The 19,732-nt window shown below is 48.2% G+C and carries 21 protein-coding genes; 3 read left to right on the forward strand and 18 right to left on the reverse strand.

The features are described from left to right. Positions 1-525: collagen-like triple helix repeat-containing protein (locus BLR06_RS19600; RefSeq protein WP_175455990.1), on the forward strand; the 525-nt coding region annotated here is incomplete at its 5' end. A 713-nt stretch (positions 526-1,238) separates the two neighbouring features. Further along, entirely contained in the window at positions 1,239-2,642 is a 1,404-nt protein-coding gene (locus BLR06_RS15965) for a phytoene desaturase family protein (protein ID WP_092074598.1), read from the forward strand. 672 nt (positions 2,643-3,314) lie between these two features. On the opposite strand, the gene BLR06_RS15975 is transcribed toward BLR06_RS15965, so the two are convergent. From BLR06_RS15975 to tsaD, 6 genes are all read right to left on the reverse strand, one after another. Next, positions 3,315-4,325: a Bug family tripartite tricarboxylate transporter substrate binding protein gene (locus tag BLR06_RS15975; protein WP_245698200.1), complete on the reverse strand. Its 1,011-nt coding sequence runs from the start codon at positions 4,323-4,325 to the stop codon at positions 3,315-3,317. Between the two features lie 306 nt (positions 4,326-4,631). Continuing rightward, entirely contained in the window at positions 4,632-6,275 is a 1,644-nt protein-coding gene (groL, locus tag BLR06_RS15980; RefSeq protein WP_092074600.1) for a chaperonin GroEL, read from the reverse strand. Positions 6,276-6,313: 38 nt separating this feature from the next. Continuing rightward, the gene (groES, locus tag BLR06_RS15985; RefSeq protein ID WP_092074601.1) at positions 6,314-6,598 is read right to left on the reverse strand and encodes a co-chaperone GroES; all 285 of its coding nucleotides are present in this window, start codon (positions 6,596-6,598) and stop codon (positions 6,314-6,316) included. 310 nt (positions 6,599-6,908) lie between these two features. Beyond that, on the reverse strand, positions 6,909-7,499 hold the full coding sequence (locus BLR06_RS15990; protein WP_092074602.1) for an ANTAR domain-containing response regulator: 591 nt from the start codon (positions 7,497-7,499) through the stop codon (positions 6,909-6,911). A 1-nt stretch (position 7,500) separates the two neighbouring features. Next, positions 7,501-8,922, reverse strand: coding sequence for a histidine kinase N-terminal domain-containing protein (locus tag BLR06_RS15995; RefSeq protein ID WP_092074603.1), 1,422 nt, complete (start codon positions 8,920-8,922; stop codon positions 7,501-7,503). Positions 8,923-9,154: 232 nt separating this feature from the next. Beyond that, positions 9,155-10,186: a tRNA (adenosine(37)-N6)-threonylcarbamoyltransferase complex transferase subunit TsaD gene (gene tsaD, locus BLR06_RS16000; RefSeq protein WP_245698189.1), complete on the reverse strand. Its 1,032-nt coding sequence runs from the start codon at positions 10,184-10,186 to the stop codon at positions 9,155-9,157. Positions 10,187-10,292: 106 nt separating this feature from the next. Here tsaD and BLR06_RS16005 point away from each other — a divergent pair, with 106 nt between their 5' ends. Further along, entirely contained in the window at positions 10,293-10,493 is a 201-nt protein-coding gene (locus BLR06_RS16005) for an alpha/beta-type small acid-soluble spore protein (protein ID WP_092074605.1), read from the forward strand. A 184-nt stretch (positions 10,494-10,677) separates the two neighbouring features. On the opposite strand, the gene rimI is transcribed toward BLR06_RS16005, so the two are convergent. The 12 genes from rimI to acpS form a co-directional block, all read right to left on the reverse strand. Further along, complete coding sequence (gene rimI / locus BLR06_RS16010; protein ID WP_217636916.1) at positions 10,678-11,160, reverse strand: ribosomal protein S18-alanine N-acetyltransferase; 483 nt, start codon at positions 11,158-11,160, stop codon at positions 10,678-10,680. Continuing rightward, positions 11,157-11,864, reverse strand: a complete 708-nt coding sequence (gene tsaB, locus BLR06_RS16015; protein ID WP_092074607.1) for a tRNA (adenosine(37)-N6)-threonylcarbamoyltransferase complex dimerization subunit type 1 TsaB — start codon at positions 11,862-11,864, stop codon at positions 11,157-11,159. Before tsaB ends, rimI begins: the two co-directional genes overlap by 4 nt. Continuing rightward, complete coding sequence (gene tsaE, locus BLR06_RS16020) at positions 11,824-12,321, reverse strand: tRNA (adenosine(37)-N6)-threonylcarbamoyltransferase complex ATPase subunit type 1 TsaE (protein ID WP_092074608.1); 498 nt, start codon at positions 12,319-12,321, stop codon at positions 11,824-11,826. Before tsaE ends, tsaB begins: the two co-directional genes overlap by 41 nt. 14 nt (positions 12,322-12,335) lie before the next feature. After that, a complete protein-coding gene (gene thiL / locus BLR06_RS16025; protein ID WP_092074609.1) occupies positions 12,336-13,328 on the reverse strand; it encodes a thiamine-phosphate kinase in 993 nt (330 codons plus the stop codon). Positions 13,329-13,609: 281 nt separating this feature from the next. Continuing rightward, positions 13,610-14,188, reverse strand: a complete 579-nt coding sequence (locus BLR06_RS16030) for a GerMN domain-containing protein (protein WP_092074610.1) — start codon at positions 14,186-14,188, stop codon at positions 13,610-13,612. After that, positions 14,188-15,666 (reverse strand): N-acetylmuramoyl-L-alanine amidase family protein, encoded by a 1,479-nt coding sequence (locus tag BLR06_RS16035; RefSeq protein ID WP_245698190.1) that lies wholly within the window; start codon positions 15,664-15,666, stop codon positions 14,188-14,190. The genes BLR06_RS16030 and BLR06_RS16035 overlap by 1 nt, the downstream gene beginning before the upstream one ends. A 150-nt stretch (positions 15,667-15,816) precedes the next feature. Beyond that, a complete protein-coding gene (locus BLR06_RS16040; protein WP_092074611.1) occupies positions 15,817-16,038 on the reverse strand; it encodes a DUF3006 domain-containing protein in 222 nt (73 codons plus the stop codon). Positions 16,039-16,042: 4 nt separating this feature from the next. Continuing rightward, complete coding sequence (locus BLR06_RS16045; protein WP_092074612.1) at positions 16,043-16,924, reverse strand: ComEC/Rec2 family competence protein; 882 nt, start codon at positions 16,922-16,924, stop codon at positions 16,043-16,045. 62 nt (positions 16,925-16,986) lie between these two features. Next, positions 16,987-17,337, reverse strand: coding sequence for a type II toxin-antitoxin system PemK/MazF family toxin (locus BLR06_RS16050; protein ID WP_092074613.1), 351 nt, complete (start codon positions 17,335-17,337; stop codon positions 16,987-16,989). A gap of 3 nt (positions 17,338-17,340) precedes the next feature. After that, positions 17,341-17,613: a CopG family ribbon-helix-helix protein gene (locus tag BLR06_RS16055; RefSeq protein WP_245698191.1), complete on the reverse strand. Its 273-nt coding sequence runs from the start codon at positions 17,611-17,613 to the stop codon at positions 17,341-17,343. A 99-nt stretch (positions 17,614-17,712) separates the two neighbouring features. Continuing rightward, positions 17,713-19,263, reverse strand: coding sequence for an NAD(P)H-hydrate dehydratase (locus BLR06_RS16060; RefSeq protein ID WP_092074614.1), 1,551 nt, complete (start codon positions 19,261-19,263; stop codon positions 17,713-17,715). Next, a complete protein-coding gene (gene acpS, locus BLR06_RS16065; RefSeq protein WP_092074615.1) occupies positions 19,260-19,640 on the reverse strand; it encodes a holo-ACP synthase in 381 nt (126 codons plus the stop codon). The genes BLR06_RS16060 and acpS overlap by 4 nt, the downstream gene beginning before the upstream one ends. Positions 19,641-19,732 lie beyond the last annotated feature (92 nt).

Consider the following 19,732-nt stretch of genomic DNA (forward strand, 5'->3'; position numbering starts at 1 on the left):
ACCGGCTCCACTGGCGCTCAGGGCGATATTGGGCCTACTGGGCCTCAGGGCGACACCGGCTCCACTGGCGCTCAGGGCGATATTGGGCCTACTGGAGCCAGCGGAATTGCCCCCATTGCAGTATACAATACCAATTTATCTGCATCCGGAAGTTCTTTCGATGTACCTGTCGGAAATATTAGCTATCAACTGCAATATAGTACTTCGTCATCACTAAGTCTGTCGGTAAGCGCTCTTGTCAGCTCAATTACGGTTGATATCAAACGTTCAAGCCAATATGACTCAGCGGTTGAAGGAACCAGCTTGAATGGCGTTACCCTTACGCCAACAAGCGTACAATTAGACAGTCTTATCTATAGCAACTCAAATGAAATGCACCGAACCTGGATTCGCCAGCAGGACCCCGACACCAGTTTATGGTCCCTGTATGAAATAGATCTTTTCGCTTCCGTTGCAGGAGCAAGAACCAGCATCTGGGTTTACCTCATTTACGAAAATGCTGATTTCACCGTGCCAGGAGTCTGATGCTTTTAAGTTCAAACCGAACCGGCAGGACAATTGGGGACGCCAGGCTGTGCGAAAACCCTCATCATTATCCCTAAATTAGATCGAATTGAACAATAAATAAAATAGCGGTACTTCTCGCAACAGGAAGTACTGCTATCCTTTTAATCGCCTCTATTAATTTTTCTGTTCCCAGTAAGTTGAGCACCCGTTTTAGGTTATACATTAAACAATACATACTCGCTCGCCTCGCCTGTTGCTTTTTCAATTCTCCCTCAACCAAAAGTATGTATAGCCAAAAGTACGCTTAATTGTACCAAAGGGGGTGGAATCTAATATGATACTTCCCGGCTTAACAATTGAACAAGCTGCTCCATCAAAAGTACTGGTTTGCCGGTCAAATGAAGCATCTCCAAACAATGTATCGCACCCCAATCAACAGGTCGCGATTACTAGATATTAACTGAATATGTTGAATTATTGGATGAATAATAATATTGTAATCGATTGGAAAGGAAGGAGTACTCTTGACGCAATTAAGTCAAGACTGAGCTTCAGCATTTACAGCACCCTGATTGCGGCTAAGAGAAATGGTCACTAACAGAACATAGTTAGTCATACCGCACATAGGTGTATCCGCCGTCACTAGTTTATCTTGACCTTCCTGGAAAAATTACATGCCCAGGATATCGTTGAAATGTAGAAACGGACTTCAAAATAATGGAGGTATATAAATGTACACACATGATGAATTCGATGTTGCGGTAATCGGGGCAGGCCCCGGCGGTTCTATCGCAGCAGCGTACTTGGCCAAAGCGGGATTACGTACTGTTATTTTTGAAAAGGGAGAAGAAGGCGGCACCAGATACGACGTCCCAATCGTACGGGATGGGTTTAAACTTGATAAGCATCTGCATGTAATTCTTTGGTGCACAACCCTGAATGAGGGTCAGGGCAATTGGGTACAAGCCGCGCGGGAAACCGGAACAAATCTTCGTTGGGAAGTTTTACCTCAAAACGCGATCTACGCCGATAAAGAGGTATTCCTGCCTTTCTGTTCCAATGGCGAAGGGGTCATAGAGTTCCTGCACGATATAGGTATGGATTTGCCGGAACACAGCAAATATGAAATGATCAAGGTCATAGATGCAGGACTCGCCTGTACGCTGGAAGAACTGTGGTCCCAAGAGTTCGACGAAAAACCGGCGTTAGGCTGGCTGAAGCAGATCACCGATGATCCGCATGTCGAGGCAGTGCTTCGAAGTTTCGTAGCGGCAAACAGTGTTTTGGCCGACGCCGTGGCTTTGGAGCAGGGTTCCATAAACACTCTGGTTACCTTGCTCATAAACGGCAACTTTGGCGGCCGTCATGCGATCGTCAAAATGACCGGAGAGCCGGCGCATGCTCTTCCAGTGGCCTTTTTGACTACTGTAAAAAAGAACGGCGGCACGGTTCTTGTTCATCATACGGTTAAGAATGTGATTGTCGAAAACGGCAAGTCAAAAGGAGTCACCGTCATCAACCCGGATGGGGCTGAAGAAATATATAGAACCAAGTATGTTGTCAACACCGCCACCTATCCGGACCTTCGGAAACTACTGGGAACTAACATTCCAAAACACATTGATGAAATCGTCACAGATCTTTATAAATCCAACACTGTGGCGCTTGATGTTCATCTGGCATTAAAAAAGAAAGTGCTGCATCATCTATCAGCTCAGCTGATGCTGCTGACACCGGACGGGAAATACGATGGTGTCATTGCGACATTTTCAAACCTGGATCCTTCGTGGGCGCCGCCCGGCAAGCAGGCCATCAACGTAGAACTGTTTCTCAGTCCCGCAGACTTTCAAAAGAAAACCAAAGAGGAGTGGTTCGCTCACATGGCCGAGGGAGTATACAGCCGCTGGCCTGAAGTAAGAGAAAATGTTGAATGGACGGAGGAATGCATTGTTCTATCCGCACCGGTGCATCACGGCTGCAACGCCGTAAGAAAATTACCTCTCGAATCCGGGATTGAAGGATTATATTTCGCAGGTGACTGCACCGTTGGCGTGGGCTATTTCACGGAGCGGGCCGCCGACTCGGGAACAAAGGCAGCTAAAATAATCATTGACCGACATGCGAAAAACTTATAGGCTGCGGTTTTTTAAATGGTATAAAACAGCCAGGGACATTCCTTATTGTCAGCTTTATGTTAAAAAAGAAACGTCTCCAACTGTCACCACTAGTCAGGTTTGTTGTTAATAACGAGCCTTACCGCTTGCCTAATATCTCCAAGGAATCCCCATAATAATGTGATATGAAATCAAGGTTAAGTTTTATTAGCAGAAAATGAGAAAATCATACAGCGGTTTAGGACATAGGTGACACATTAGGAAACTGCATTTGTATGTAACCGGAAGACACGAAATAGAGGCTGCCCGCAAGTTTGATTAACGCATGGACAACCTCCAACTTCTAGCTTATTACGGTACTAATTTATTGCCTGTCTGTTCGTACTTTTTTATTGGATCTTGCGTTTTCTGTGCCCAGGTAGATCCACCAGATGAGTAAGGCGGGTCTGTTATTACGGCATCGGCAACGTTACTCGGTATTTTGTGTAAGCCCCTTATGACATATTGTGGTATGGTTTTGTAAATAGGAAAATTTCGGCTGACTATGCTGGATTTAGGCAACGAAATTTATTATAATGTAAAAAAACTCCCTACTTCCGTTTTTATTGGCTCTGTTCAGTACGGAAGTAGGAAGTTTTATGCTTAAAGACAGACTACATTGCCAGCCCGTATTCACACCATGCTAAATTCATCTTATTTTTTCTGCTCTGCTATTTTTTCAGCAATACCGGATTCTTTTATTATTTTCGTAAGTATTCTTGTTTCTTTAAGCCACTTTTGAAAAAATTCTTCATGCCCTAAGTAGTTAACTTCCATGCCTAGCTTTCTCATGTTTTCTATGTACTCAGGATCATTCACTGTTTTTTCAAGTCCAGCTAACAGCTTAGCTTTTATTTCCGGCGGCATACCTTTATGAGCGCCAATTCCCCAAAAGATACTTAATACCACATCTACTCCTTGTTCCTGTAAAGTAGGAACATTGCTGAATACCGGATCATTCATCCTTTTCATTGACGTAACTCCAAGTGCCTTAATCGTGCCACTTTTTATGTGTTCCTGTAGCATAGGTGGAGAGGAAAACTGTACCTGAATATGCCCTCCCAATAAAGCTGCTAATGCTTCCGAATCCCCTTTAAATGGCACCTGGCTTAAGTTAACCCCGACTTTTTTAGCTGTCATTTCTCCCACAACATGAGTTACACCACCTAACCCACCATGTCCATATTTTACAGCACCGGGATGCTGCCTGGCGTAATTAATTAAATCATTAATATTGTTCCAGTCTGAATCGGAGCGAACAACTATAACTGATGGTAATTCCATAATCTGCACTAAGGGATCTATCGCAGAAGGATAGTGGTAGCCGGTTGTCCCATACGCCGACTGCAATAATGCACTTGTAGTCACTGTTCCCAATGTATAGCCGTCCTCCCCTGATTCAACCAACTCATTCCAGCCTAAAATCCCGCCCGCGCCAGGCACATTTTTTATGATGATATTCTGTCCCAGATGCTGATATGCAACTTTACCCATCGCTCTCGCCATCATGTCATTGGCGCCACCCGCCGTATAAGGCACAATCAACGTGATCGCCTTATCCGGATACTTTTCGGCAACGGCGGCCGGCGTTTCTTTCGTTCCGCAACCAGCAACCATCCCCATCGAACATAACAGCATTAAGGACAACGCAACCGATTTTCTCATTTTCACAGCATATCTCCCCTTAATTCGTTTTAATTCGATTTTATACCTGATTACATAAAAAACATTGTCATATTTTGTCATGAAAAAAAATAAAACCGGTCAGCAGTGGAGCGGCTTGGCCACAGCGATGATAAAACCACCAAAAAATCTATCTGCACATTACAAAAAGATATGAAAAAAGAGGCTACCCAAAAGTTTAGTAAACTAATGAGTAACCTCTAATTTGAAATTTACGTGGTATGAATGCGGTAAAATAATGTTATGTTAACCAACGCATCAAACCACATAAGGGGCTAGGGGCTCTGATTACATCATGCCGCCCATGCCGCCCATTCCACCCATGCCGCCCATTGCAGCAGCGGCGGCAGCGCCGTTATCTTTTTCCGGTTTATCGGCAACCAGGGTTTCAGTTGTTAATACCATTGCAGCGATGCTTGCTGCATTCTGCAGCGCGGAACGGGTAACCTTGGCAGGATCCACAATACCGGCGGCAATCATGTCGATATATTCTTCTGTAAGTGCATTGAAGCCAATGCCCTTACCGGCTTTTTTCACATTCTCAACAACTACTGATCCTTCCAGACCGGCATTGTCGGCAATTTGACGAACTGGCTCTTCAATTGCACGTTTTACAATTTGAACGCCGGTTTTTTCGTCGCCTGATGCAGATACGGAATCAAGAACAGGCAGAATATCAATGAATGTAGTACCGCCCCCGGCGACAATACCTTCCTCAACAGCAGCGCGGGTAGCATTCAGAGCATCTTCAATGCGCAGTTTCTTTTCTTTCAGTTCAACTTCAGTTGCAGCGCCAACCTGAATAACAGCTACGCCGCCGGATAACTTAGCCAGACGCTCCTGCAGTTTTTCGCGGTCAAAATCCGAAGTTGTTTCTTCGATTTGTGATTTAATTTGAGCAACCCGGCCTTTGATGGCGTCGCCGGCGCCGGCGCCGTCAACAACGGTTGTTTCTTCTTTCGACACCCGGATTTGACGAGCCCGGCCAAGATCGGCCAGTTCCACACTGTCCAGTTTGCGGCCAAGTTCTTCGGTAATTACATTAGCGCCGGTTAAAATTGCAATATCTTCCAGCATGGCCTTGCGGCGATCACCAAATCCAGGAGCTTTAACAGCCACAGCCCGGAAAGTGCCGCGCAGCTTGTTGACAACTAAAGTAGCCAGTGCTTCGCCTTCAACATCTTCAGCAATAATCAGCAGCTCTTTGCCTTGTTGAACCACTTTTTCCAGCACAGGCAGCATATCGGCAATTGCCCCGATTTTACGGTCTGTAATCAGGATATAGGGATCATTTAAGACAGCTTCCATTTTGTCGGTATCGGTTACCATATAAGGGGAAATATAGCCACGGTCAAACTGCATGCCTTCAACGACATCAAGGCTTGTACCCATGCCTTTGGATTCTTCTACAGTGATTACGCCATCTTTACCCACTTTTTCCATTGCTTCAGCAATCAACTGGCCGATTTCATCGTCAGCCGCTGAAATTGAAGCAACCTGGGCAATCGCGTCTTTGGCTTCCACTTTCTTGGAATTTTTCTTAATTTCTTCAACCAGGGCGATGACCGCTTTTTCAATTCCTTTTTTAATGATCATCGGATTAGCGCCGGCGGCTACATTGCGCATACCTTCACGAATCATGGCCTGAGCCAGTAAGGTTGCTGTAGTCGTACCGTCACCGGCTACATCATTCGTTTTGGTCGCTACTTCCTTAACCAGTTGGGCGCCCATGTTTTCAAACGGATCTTCCAGTTCAATATCACGGGCAATGGTTACGCCGTCGTTCGTAATGGTAGGCGCACCGAATTTTTTATCAAGAACGACATTGCGGCCTTTAGGTCCTAAAGTTACTTTAACAGCATTAGCTAAAGCATTTACGCCTTTTTCCAGCGCACGACGTGCTTCTTCATTGAATATCACTTGTTTTGCCATTATATGTATGCCTCCCTAATTAAACTTAACCTTTTTAATTACTGAACAATTGCCAGAATATCTCTTTCACTTACAATCAGATATTCCTGACCATCAACTTTAACCTCTGTTCCGGCGTACTTGGAGAAAATAATTTTGTCGCCTTCCTTAACATCAAGGGCTACGCGTTGACCATTGTCCAGCAGTTTACCGGTACCAACGGCTACGATCTGGCCTTCCTGGGGTTTCTCTTTGGCTGTATCAGGCAATACGATACCACTCTTTGTTTTTAATTCCCCTTCTAACACTTGAATGACTACTCTGTCGCCTAGTGGCTTAATCATTGAAGCAACCTCCTTTTATGATATCTTAATAGAATTAGTGTATTTGTTAGCACTCACTAAAAGCGAGTGCTAATTCCATAAATTATCATATATAATTAATTGCCAAAAAGCAAGAGCTATAAACGAAAATTTAGGCTTATACCAATTTTTTTTTAAAATTTATCCTAAAAAAGCGTTGGTTTTCGCTTGATTTCTTCATTTTACACAATAATGTAATTAAAGCTTGTCAGATAATGTCTGCAACAAAAAAAACAGTTGGCCTGAACTACCGTTTTCTTGCAAAAAAACCCGCAGTTCAGACCAACTTATTTTATTTCCCCTTTTTCTTGGTGATAACGGAATCAACAATGGCCTGAGCAACATCGCGAATCGATTTGCGTTTGCTCATGCTATACTGCTGAATCCTGCGGTAAGCCTCACTTTCATTCAAATTGTAGGCGTCCATAAGAATGCCTTTCGCCCGGTCCAGAACTTTACGGGTTTCCAGTGAATTTTTTACATCTTCCAGTTCTTGTTCCAGCTCGGCGAATTCATGAAAACGCGACAAAGCAATTTCAATCGCCGGGAACAAATTGGTTTCCTTGACCGGTTTGACCAGGTAGGCCAATACGCCTGAGTCTTTCGCCTTATCGACAATCTCTTTCTGGCTGAATGCCGTCAATAAGAGTACCGGAGCAATTTTTTCATGAGAAATTGTCTTAGCGGCAGTAATACCATCCATTTCAGGCATTTTGATGTCCATAATAACCAGATCAGGACGATGCCTGCGCGTAAGTTCAATGGCTTTCAGCCCATCCGTTGCCTCTCCGACAACCGTATGACCAGCTTCTTCCAGTATTTCTTTCAAATCCATTCTGATAATCGATTCATTGTCAGCAATAACTACACGCAATGGTTGCATACTATTTTCCTCCCTCTATGCTCCGGGGAATTGTGATACGGGCATGGGTGCCTTGATCCGCGTATAATTCAAAGGTACCGCCCAGATCGTCTTCAATCAAGGTTCTTACAATCTGCAGTCCCAGGCTTTTTGATACCTGTGAGCTGAAGTTTGCCGGCAAACCAATCCCGTTATCATAAATATCAATCCGGTAAGCTTCGGGATTGGTGGCAATATCCACGCCAATCAGACCTTCCGGCCGGCCGATAAAGCCGTGCTCAATGGAATTCTGAATAAGCTCATTGATGACTAAGGCCAGACTGCTCGCCTGCTCTGACGGCAGGATAACCGTTTCACCGTTAAAAATAGTTTGCAAATTAAAGTCAGGCTCCAGCATATTTTGGATAACCAGATCCAATATATTTTTGGCAACTTCAGCTACGTCAATAAATTCGGCATCCTGCTGCGACAAAAACTCGTGAACAACCGAAATGCTCAATATCCTGTTGACGCTTTCCCGCAACGCTGCTTTTACTTGCAGTGAATCGGTTCGCCGGGACTGCAGCCGGAGCAGGCTGGCGATTGTCTGTAAATTATTTTTTACACGGTGGTGAATTTCCTGAATAACCGCTGACTTAATCAATAACTCTTTTTCTTTTTTCTTTAGTTCGGTAACATCAGCAACGATGATTACCGTCCGGATAACCTGCCCGGCCTGGATAATCGGGATGGTTCGCTGCACCAAAATTAAATTGCCGGCCTCCAGTTCGGTTTCATAGGGCATCTGACTGGTAGTCGTTTTTTTGGTAATCCGCATGTTGATCTGCCGGTCATAAATATGCCGGCCGACAATCCGGCCAATCCCTAAAACTTTATAAATGCTGCCCGCTGCAGCATTAGCAAAAGTTATTTTTCCCCGTTCATCGGTAACAATAATACCATCACTGGCCGATAACGGCCGGTATAGCTTGACATCAAACGGAGACCTGGCGTTAATCAGCAGCATATAGGCAGTTTCCAATAAAATGCTGTACCCTTCCGTCCGTATTTCATCAGGACTTGTTTCAAAGCTGACAACTGCAATAATATTGCCGTCATAATCATGCACCGGATAAGTTTGCATTTCCATCAGCATGCCCAGCGCCCATTCACGCTGACCACAAATAGGCTGGCCCGTCGACATGGTGCGCCATATCAGCGGTTCTTCGGCGGCGTATACTGTCGTTCCCAGCAAATTAGGCTTATATTGGCTGAAACTGGTATTGGGCTTAATCTGTGCGGCAATGACCAGTAAATTTTCATCACTGGCTTTCGTATACACCGTTAACTGCGCATGGGCCAAATCACATACCAATGGGAAAATACCGCTAAGCTTATCCAGCATTTCAATCTGCGCCGGCACCAAGGTTGTTATTTTACGGCACACATCTCCGATGATTCCCATATTATTTTCCCCAACCCTCCAGGCATATTTAAATTAATTTTTATTCAACTCTTTCAATAAAAATTCCTGTTATAAAATGGTTTTTTTTAAAAATTTGTTGAAATACCGGCCAGGAAAAACGTTACCAACAAGTTATCCACAGTTTCCACAACGTTATTAACAATTGATGTGGCTATTTTCAAATGGGTTTCCCCATTTATCCACATTACCCACAAATCAGGTTTGCCACCGCTCAACAACCAATTTTCAACGATGGTACGGCATTTAAATATAAGTCAGAGACTTTACCGCTGCAAAACTGATAATAAGCCCGGCAGGCAATCATGGCGGCATTATCGGTACACAATACCGCTCCCGGATAATACAACCTGATATCTTGTTCAGTACAAGCGCCTGTCAGCTTAGCTTGCAGCATACTGTTGGCGGCAACGCCGCCGGCTAAAACCAGACGGTCGACAGAATAGAACCGGGCAGCCTGCACAGCTTTGGAAACCAATACATCAACCACGGCAGCCTGGAAACTGGCCGCCACATCGGCCTGGCTGACCCGCTGCCCACGCTGTTCGGCCTGGTTTAGATAATTGAGCACAGCCGATTTCAAGCCGCTGAAGCTGAATTCAAAGCTGCTTTTCCCGGTCAAAGCCCGCGGAAAATCGATCGCTGCCGGATTCCCGGCCGCAGCCAGCCGGTCAATCTGCGGTCCGCCCGGATAAGGCAGCCCCATGACCCGCGCTACTTTATCAAAAGCCTCGCCAGCCGCGTCATCACGGGTTTGGCCGATTAATGCAAATTGGTTATAGTCCTGTACGGACACCAGTGAAGTATGTCCGCCGGAAACTACCAGTGCGACAAAAGGCGGCTCAAGTTCAGCGTGGGCCAGAAAGTTGGCGAAAATATGTCCTTCAAGATGATTGACGCCCACCAGGGGAATACCGGTTGCAAAAGCCAGCGCTTTGGCGGCCGCAACGCCAACCAGCAGCGCTCCGACCAAACCAGGTCCGTATGTAACTCCAATGGCCGAAATCTGCGCTAAGGCCACTCCGGCCTGCTGCAGCGCCTCATCTACTACAGGAATGACATTTTCAATATGTTTCCGGGAAGCAATTTCCGGCACTACCCCGCCAAATTTTTGGTGAACCGGCACCTGTGATGATATAATATTTGATAATATCTGCCGGCCGCCGGCGACAACAGCGGCCGAGGTTTCATCACAACTGGTCTCAATTGCTAACGTAAGACAAGCGTTATCTGTTGTTTTTTCCAAGGCAAATGCCTCCATTTTTCTGCTACTAATTGCATGTATGATAAATCTTCGAAAAACGTAAATTAACATTGGGCGAAAACAAGAACGCCCGAAAGGAGGGATATAGATGGCACGCTCGAATAAACCTGTAAATCCTACCAGCGAAAACGCGCTGGACCGTATGAAGTTTGAAGTGGCTTCTGAATTAGGAATTGCTGAGCGCGTTCGTTCCTCAGGTTGGTCTACAATGACTTCGGCCGATTGCGGCCGGGTTGGCGGACAAATGGTTCGCCGGATGATTGAGCAGTATGAATCAACCCTTAAATAGCCTGGAGGGCGGTTTAGCCGCCCTTTTTACTTAACAGGGGCCGGGAGCCTCTCCAAACCGCTTTTATTCACACTGACGCCGCAGGATTTAGTCACTGGTAACACTTTTACATCCGGCTGCATATTGTATAAAACCAATCACCCTTAGCCGCGCAAGCGGCTTTTTTTTATGCAATCAGAAACGCTTACGCCTTTGCCAAAGGATCAGCCCCGTCCGTGTCCAAGCCATCCCGCCACATAATGATGGCGTCTTCCTTGGTGTCACTGTAATATTGACGCCTGATGCCGCGGTTTTCAAACCCCAGTTTGCGATACAGCACTTGTGCAGCCGTGTTGCTGGGCCTGACTTCCAGCGTCATGCTTACCGCTCCCAGCTGTCTGGCCTGCCCGATTAAGGCCAGCAGCAGCCTTTCACCCAGCCCTTGCCGGCGATACCCGGAGATGACGGCAATATTGGTGACATGAGCCTCATCCAGAATCATCCACATGCCCGCATAGCCAATAATCCGGTCACCAGCTTCAAGCACCAGATAGTGCGCCAGATCGTTATCATTGATTTCGTTTTCAAAGGCCACTCTTGACCAGGGAACAGCAAAACAATTTAGTTCAACCTGCAAAACACCATCAATATCGGTTGGCAGCATCGTTCTGATCCGAGCCCCGTTCATCCGCATACTCCGTGGCGGCGGTCCCATAAATCCTCGGCTTCCGACCGCCGGATATAAAGCGGCTCCAGCGTCATCACGTCATGGCTTATACCGTCATTGAGCATTTTACAGCCCAAAAGTCCGACACTGGCTGCACGGGGCATAATCAAATGGGGCGGCGCTAAAATGATATCCGGGCCGGCTTGTTTAAGCTGCTCCTGATGCATAACCGCCGCCTCCCCCATAACCACAGCCGGCGCGCCCAGCGCCCGGAGCTGCCCGAGCAGTTCAGTAAACGGTTTGACGGCAGCCGGCCGGTATTCGCTCATTTTTCCCTGCTGCCAGCAGTACAAAGAAGTATATACATTTCCTTTCTGGGCATCCAATACCGGCGCCAGATACACCTGGGGCAACGGACAGTTATAAGCCAGAGCAGCCAGGGTGGATACCCCGACCAGCGGGATATTAAGCGCATAAGCCAGCGCTTTAGCGCTGGCCAGCCCGATACGCAGGCCGGTAAAAGAACCGGGTCCGATGCTTACCGCCACAGCCCTGAGCTCACTTTTCCGCACTCTGGCCGCAGCCAGTAGCTGTGAAATGTGCGGCATCAGCAATTCGGAATGGGTCAATTTGGTTTGAATGGTCAATTCGGCCACCAACGCGCCTGGTGTAACGATCGCCACACTAGACACAAGGGTAGCCGTATCTAAAGCAAGAACCGGCAATATTTTTCAGCTCCTCACAAACAGATTGATACTTCAAGCCTTCGGCTTTAGCCACGATCAGCCTTTCGGTCGTTGAATCCCCCGGTTTTAATTCCAGCCACAGAAATTCATCAGGCAATTCAGCGGTAAATTTATCCGGCCATTCGATCACTGCAATGCCGCCGGCGTCAATATATTCGTAAAAGCCGATGTCAAATAACTCTTCTGCCTGCTCCAAACGATACAAATCAAAATGATAAACCGGCGGCTCAGCCGGATATACATTTAAAATGGTAAATGTCGGACTTGTCACCGCATCGCCAATGCCGAGACCGGCCGCTATTCCCTGCACCAACAACGTTTTACCGGCGCCGAGATCGCCCTGCAGGCAGACGACAAACCCCGGCTTAAGCCATTGCGCCAGTTGCCGGCCAAAATCAAAGGTTTGTTCCGGTGACGCAGTCTTAAAAATCAACATGAACAGTGCTCCCTTTAACCAAAATGATTATAACCCTTGGGGGCCAGTCCCCTGGCTGCCCCGTCCGCCGCAACAAGCTCCACGCCGGCCGGTCCCCTGACGATTTCACCAATCACCGTCAGCTGCGCCGTTATTTCGTTCGCCGGCAATACCCGGAGCTTTTCCGGTTCAATGGTAAACAACAATTGATAATCCTCACCACCGTACAATGCGTAGTCCAAGGCCGCGTTCCCCAAAACTGCACTTGCTGCCGTAAGCTCGGCTGACAGAGGAATTTGCTGCTCAAACAAGCGGACAGCCACCTGGCTGGCAGCGGCAATTTCATTAGCTTCACTGGCCAGCCCGTCACTGATATCGTTCATGCTGTTGGCAAAAGCGGCAAGCAGCAAACCGGCTTGCACCTGCGGCTGGGGCGTCAGATGACAGGTAACCAATTGCCGGGCAAAAACAAATTCCTGCCAATGCCCCCGGCGGAGCAAATCCAGCCCGGCCGCCGAGTTGCCCAGCTCGCCGGTGACAACCACAAGATCACCGGGTTTGGCTCCCGAGCGGCGCTGCAAACGAGCCGGCTCAACCTCACCGGTCACGGCCACATTGAGCACAAGCCCCTGCGGGCTGGAAACAGTATCGCCGCCAACAATGTTAACGGTAAAACGGCGGCATATTTCCTTCATACCTTGATATAAATCCCGGACGAAGTCTACCTGTACATTGCGGGGCAAAGCCAAAGATACCACGCAATGTTTTGGAACTCCGCCCATAGCGGCTATATCGCTAAGATTGACGGCAATCGCTTTATAGCCAAGCTGCCAGGGCGTCGTCGTTGTCAGGTCAAAATGAACCGATTCAATGAGCATATCTGTTGCCAGCAATTGCAGCTGCCGCGGTGAGGGTAGCAGCGCTGCGGCATCATCGCCAATTCCGACAATTACGCTGGCCGGATCGACGATGGTATTTTCCTTAATAAGATCAATTAAGCCAAACTCACCAAGCTGTTTTAGTTCCATATGACACCACCCCGCTCTTTCAACGTACAGCCAGCCTAGTACCTAATTCAGTGAATACTGACGGTCTATTTTCCGCAATTTATGGCAGTACTATTATCCAGACTGCCATGTTACTATATTTTTCTTGCTTATCCTACTATTTCCTGCCTTGCACCGCGGCGGCAAACCTAAATTTATCAAGTGCGACGCCGATGTACGGATTTAGTATACCACCGAACGGAAAAAATAACAGCAGCCGCCGGCTTATGCGCCAGGGCTGCTTGTCACCTAAATCGGGACAATTATTTTTTAATCAGGTTTTCCGAGCGGCTTAAAGGTTCACTGGTATCAAGATGGCCGGAAATTGTGCTGATTTTTTTCCCTTCAACCAATAACTGCACTTTCTGAACCTCAGGAAACTCGGTAAGCGTATTGACAATTGCGCCCACCAATAATATTTCGCCGGCCGAACCCCCGCTGTTGTTTTTAATCAGTTTATCGTCAAAATCAATATAAGCAATATGATCCTTGATCCAAATGCCGCGTAAATGAGTTCCCGGCGGCATCACAGGCATCAACTCAGGCTTCTTGGTTCCGGCGATCAGCAATTCAGCGGCTACTTTCAGCGGATGAGTGCTGACAGGAACAACATGATCCTCAGGCACCAGGTGCGTTGCCGTTTTATCGGCATGATAGATGACAATTCGCATCGTGCCGGCTTTGGCCGGATCACTGCCCGGCTGTACTGCCGTATTGCCCTGTTGCTCCTGCGCCTGATCTGGCGTAAGCGATTCCGGCGTTTGCTTATTCTGGTCACAACCAGCGATCAACAAAGCCAGCGCAACCAGGATGAGCAATAGGTATTTCCATTTGGCGGTCATTACTGCCCACCTCCTTTTTTCGCTGCCTGGAGAAAGAACTGGTCCAAACCATCGACAATTCCTTGGGCTAATTGTTGCTGAAATTTCGGAGAATTGAGCAGCTTTTCCTCGTCGGGATTGGAAATAAACGCCGTTTCAATCAATGCAGCCGGCATAAGCGTACGCTTGACGACATAGAAATTGGCGGTTTGTGCGCCGCGATCATTCAACCCGACGGCGCTTACCAGGCTGGCTTGTAAGTTTTCGGCCAGCATCCGGTCATAACGGGACTTCAGATAGTAATGCGTAGACGTCCCGCCAACACTCCTGTTGCCAAAGGCATTGGCGTGAATACTTAGGAAAATATCGGCTTTAATGCTATTGGCAACTTTGGTCCGAGCGTCCAGTTCCTCCACTGCGGTAGCTCTCGTACCAAATACATCACGGTCATCCTGCCTGGTCATAATCACCTTAGCGCCGGCTTTTTCCAACGCCGCCTTGACTTTTTGGGAAACAGCCAGCGTTACCGCCTTTTCCTGGGTGCTGCCCGGTCCGATGGCGCCGGGATCGCTGCCGCCGTGGCCGGGATCAATCACAATTACCTTGCCTTTAAGCCCTGGTGTAAAGTTGAACTCTACCGGCGCCAGTTGTTTTGTAATATCAACGACAACCCGGAACGGCCGGTTGGCCTCCCGGTCACTGGGCAGGACAAATACGCGGTAATCACTTTTGTCCAGCATTGCCGGCAAATTGATAAGCATCTGGCTGTTATTGTCGTCAGTTCGCACAAAATTAACTGAATTGGCAATTGTACCATCCAGCTTCATCGCCTGCTGCAAGCGCCCAATCGACGCCCCTTTGACATTGACGATCAGTTGCGGCTCCGGCGATGAAACGAAATTAGCGGCAGTCTCGACTTGCCCGGAAGTCTCAACCACCAGCCTGAGTTTCTGCTCACCGGTGACTGCGTCTGTGTGGACGGCAAAGTTTGCCTGGGTCAGCTCAGCCTTGGCGGCGGACTGCTTGGGCTGTTTCTCCGGCTTCGGGGCGGCCGCTTGGGCTGCCGACGGCTGTTGAATATCAACAACTACCCGGAACGGCCGGTTGGCTTCGGCATCGCTGGGCAGCGTAAACACGCGGTAATTGGAATCCGCCGGCATTACCGGCAATTTAATAGCAATCTGACTGCTGGAAGCGTCAAGCCGTGAAAACTTGGCCACTCGCGCAATTTTACCGTCCAGCGGCAGTGTCCTTAAGCGGCCCGCCGAAGCGCCTTTAACGGTGACAATAAGCTCCGGCCCGGCGGTGCTCACGCTGGCCGAGGTCTGTACTGCTCCGGTAACGTCAATGACCATTCTGAGTTTTTGTTCCCCTGTGTTTTCGTCTTTATGAACAGCAAAATTTGCTTTGGTCATAACCCCGGGCTGAGCAGCCCAAACCAATTGGGGAACAATCATCGCCAACATCAGGAACAGACCAAGGATTTTCTTTCTTATCAAGCTTGCCACCTCCTGCTTGCAGCGTGGAATAGTTATATTACGACTTAATTCTATAAAGTTCGAGTTTAACTAAAAAATTCCTGCAAGCAGACCTGTGAAAAAATTGTCAGTTTTATACCGCTGTACCTTTGCCAATGAAGCTGCCCGTGGCTACCTGTTTTTTTCAGTCAGGCTTTTTAACAATTCCTCGGCTTCGGCTCTGGCCGCTGCGGTAGCCTCGGCGTCAAAGGAGATCGTAAGCTGTAAATAATCGCCTTCTTTGACCTTGGCGGGCAAAAATCCTTTCGGCCAGTTGACAGCCGTCTCCTCCTCACCGACGAGTAAGACCGCCCGGCTCTTTTCAAACCGGTCAATGACTGCCTTAATTTGCATAGCACTATCGCTCCTTTACTATTTGATAACTTTGCCCGTCACTGGTTATCGTTATTGTTCCATCCTGATCGGTCCGGTACACCCGGGCTTTACAATCAGCATATTTTTTTAATGTCGCCTTATGCGGATGTTTATATTCATTGTCGGCGCCAACGGAGATAATCACCGCTTCCGGAGCCACCGCCCGTAGAAATGGCGGAGAGGAAGAGGTTCGGCTGCCATGATGCGGACTTTTCAGCACTGTCGCCGCCAGTTCAGCCGGATAGCTTTGCCGCAACCGCTCTTCCGCCTGTTTTTCGACGTCACCGGTAAATAATAACGAAAAACGTCCATAAACCAGCTTGCCGGCAATACTGTTGTTATTTAAGGCCTCCTCGCTAATAAACGGCTGCCGGGGTCCAAGCACCTTAAATACTGCGCCATTGCCAAAATCCACCTGGTCGCCGGCCGCCAAAATGGTAAAGGGAATATTCTTTTGTTTAATTGTTGCCAGATATCTCCGGTACAAAGCGGTTGTCGTCGGTTGCCCGCTGTCGTAGACCTGCTTTACGGTAAAATTGGCGACAAGCTCGGCCATTCCGCCTAAATGATCCGCATGTGGATGTGATATGATGACTTTATCAATGCTGCCAATCCCCTGCTGTTTTAAAAACCGGATCAGCTTAGCCCTGGCCGCCACATCCCCGGTATCAATCAGGATCACCTGCTCGGCTGTCCTTATCAGGATAGCATCGCCTTGCCCCACATCAATCATCTGAATGGTAATCTGCTTTGGGACCGGGCTGGAAGCTGCCTGAAATTGCTGGTTATTATTGCTGCAACCCGCAAAAAACGCCACTATCAATACAATGAGCAGGCCGAGCCCTATTTTATAATTCTTCATCATTCCTCCTGAATCTTTTCAGCAAACAAAAAGCAGGCAGCTTCCTGCCTACTAAATTCAATCAATTAAATTTGAATCAGGCCCAGACTAATTTTCATCGCATCATCGACTTTGCTCATCACGTCATCATTCAGATGCGTAACTTTTTCTTTAAGTCTGCGCTTATCAATTGTCCGCATCTGTTCCAACAGGATAACCGAATCCTTTTCCAAGTTGCAATCTTTCGCGTTTATTTCTACATGTGTTGGCAGCTTGGCTTTAGAGATTTGCGATGTTATAGCTGCAACAATTACTGTAGGGCTGTATTTATTGCCTACATCATTTTGAACGACCAGCACCGGTCTAAGACCGCCCTGCTCTGATCCAACAACCGGACTTAGGTTGGCATAATAAATGTCCCCGCGTTTTACGACCATCTGCTATTCACGCTCCGCCAGCAAGCTGGGCATTTCAATATAGTCCGCATCGGCATAAAGCCCTTCTTCCGCCAATGCCAGATTGATAATGGCCATCTCCTGATATCCTTTTCTCATGTTATCCCGTATTGCTTTACGTCTGCGATCCTCAATATATAAACGCATCGCATCTCGCACAAATTGGCTGCGGCTAAGTTTTTCCATGGCAATAATACCATCTACTTCCTGCAACAAGCTATTCGGGATACTAATCATGATCCGCTTTAACTCTGCCACGCCTTCACCCCCGCAGTTTGCACACACACACTCTCTCTATTAAAATTATATGTTTTTTATATATTAATGTCAAACTTTTTTGTATATATTCGTATATCACTATAATTTTTGCAAACTCAATAGCGCCGCCGGAACGGAATTCAGCACATCACCGGCGGTCAGCCCGGCTAAACCGGCCTGAGCGGCAATATCGCCGGCCAGGCCGTGAACATAAACCCCGGCAATGGCTGCCGTATGGCTTGATAAGCCTTGGGCAATAAAACTGCCAATCACTCCGGTAAGAACATCCCCCGCTCCCCCGGTTGCCATACCGGCATTGCCGCTGGTATTAATATATACTTCACCATCAGGATAAGCCACTATCGTCCGGGCTCCCTTCAGCACAACCACACTGCCAAACTGTTCCGCAGCCTGACGAGCCACGTAAATCCGGTCCTGATTGACTTCATCCACGGATAACCCAATCAGCCTCGCCATTTCGCCCGGATGAGGCGTCAGAACCGGTAAAGCCAGCGCATTCGCCAATAATTCCCCGGTCTCGGCTACGGCATTCAGCCCGTCTGCATCAATAATCAGCGGTTTATCTACGGCCTGAAGAATTTCCCGGACCAAAAGCCGGGTTTCAGCATGACTGCCCAGGCCAGGCCCGAGAGCAAGAGCATCGCATTTACCGGCCAGCGTCAAAATTGGGCTAAGCGCCGCCTGCCCCAATACCCCCTTGGCAATTTCCGGCAGCGGCGCCGTCATAACCTCAGTCAGTTTGATCTCCATAATATCATGAATTCCCTCAGCCACAGCCAAAGTAACCAATCCGGCGCCCGATTTCAAAGCAGCATTTGACGTCAAAGCGGCAGCGCCCGTCAAGCCCTGAGAACCGGCTACCACCAGCACCTTACCGCACATACCTTTATGCGCATCGCTGCACCGCTTGGGCAAAACATCGCAGATATGACCGGCGGTTAAGACATTTTGCTTTAAATTCTCCCCTGTCAGCAAAGCCTGGGGCAAACCAATATCAGCCACCAGCAATTCACCGGTGAAGGCGGCGCCCGGATATAACAGCACACCAGGTTTGGGCAGTCCTAACGTAACCGTGCGGGTTGCCTGTACGGCAGCAGTAACTACCTGGCCGGTATCTGCGGCGACGCCTGACGGCAGGTCAATGGCAAGCACCGGTTTGTTCGCCCCGTTCATCGCCGCAATCAGTCTTTTCATCTCAAGGCTTAGCTCTCCTTTAAAGCCGGTGCCCACCAGCGCATCTATCAGACAGTCGGTGAAGGCTGTGGCAATATTCACCTTATCCCAGTCGCGCTCACCGCTAATTTCCACAATATCAATTCCCATTTTACCGGCAATATGACAATTGATGGCGGCATCGCCCTGAATCTCAGCCTGATTGCCTAACAAGAAGACTTTAACTTTAGCGCCCTTGTTGCTAAAATGACGGGCAGCCACAAACCCGTCGCCCCCATTATTGCCTTTACCGGCAAAAATTGTTATTTTTTTATTGACAAGTCCTGCCAGCATGCTTTCAGCAGCCTTGACAACTTCAACTCCGGCGTTTTCCATTAAAACAATGCCCGGTATCCCATATTCTTCAATAGCGCAGCGATCAATCGCCCGCATTTCGCTGGCTGTTGCCACTTTCATTTTCGTTCCCCCCATAAAATTGCATTTGCGGCCGAATACTGCCGGGCATGAGTAAGTGAAAGATAAATGCCTGTTACGCCCAGCCGTGCGGCGTAGTCCCGGTAATAACCCTTCAGCACGGCCTCCGGCTTCCCCTGGGCATTGGCAATGATTTCAATATCCAGCAATTCCCCGCCGGATAACCCTGTGCCAAAAGCCTTCAGTATAGCTTCCTTACCGGCAAACCGGGCGGCATAAGAGGCTGCCCGCTGCCGTCCCCTGCTGTTGCAGTAGCTTTGCTCCTTCGCCGTAAAAACCCGTTCGATAAACCGTTCCCGGACAATTGCCCTGGCGATTCGGTCAATTTCAATAATATCAATACCGGTACCGATAATCATGCCGTCATCCCCCTAGGGCCTGTAACCCCTTCACTTGTTATTGAGCGGTCTTTCCGCTCAGCCTCGCCGTCCTCTGTCCTGATGGGCGCAGC

It is taken from the genome of Dendrosporobacter quercicolus (assembly GCF_900104455.1).
Lineage (GTDB): Bacteria > Bacillota > Negativicutes > DSM-1736 > Dendrosporobacteraceae > Dendrosporobacter > Dendrosporobacter quercicolus.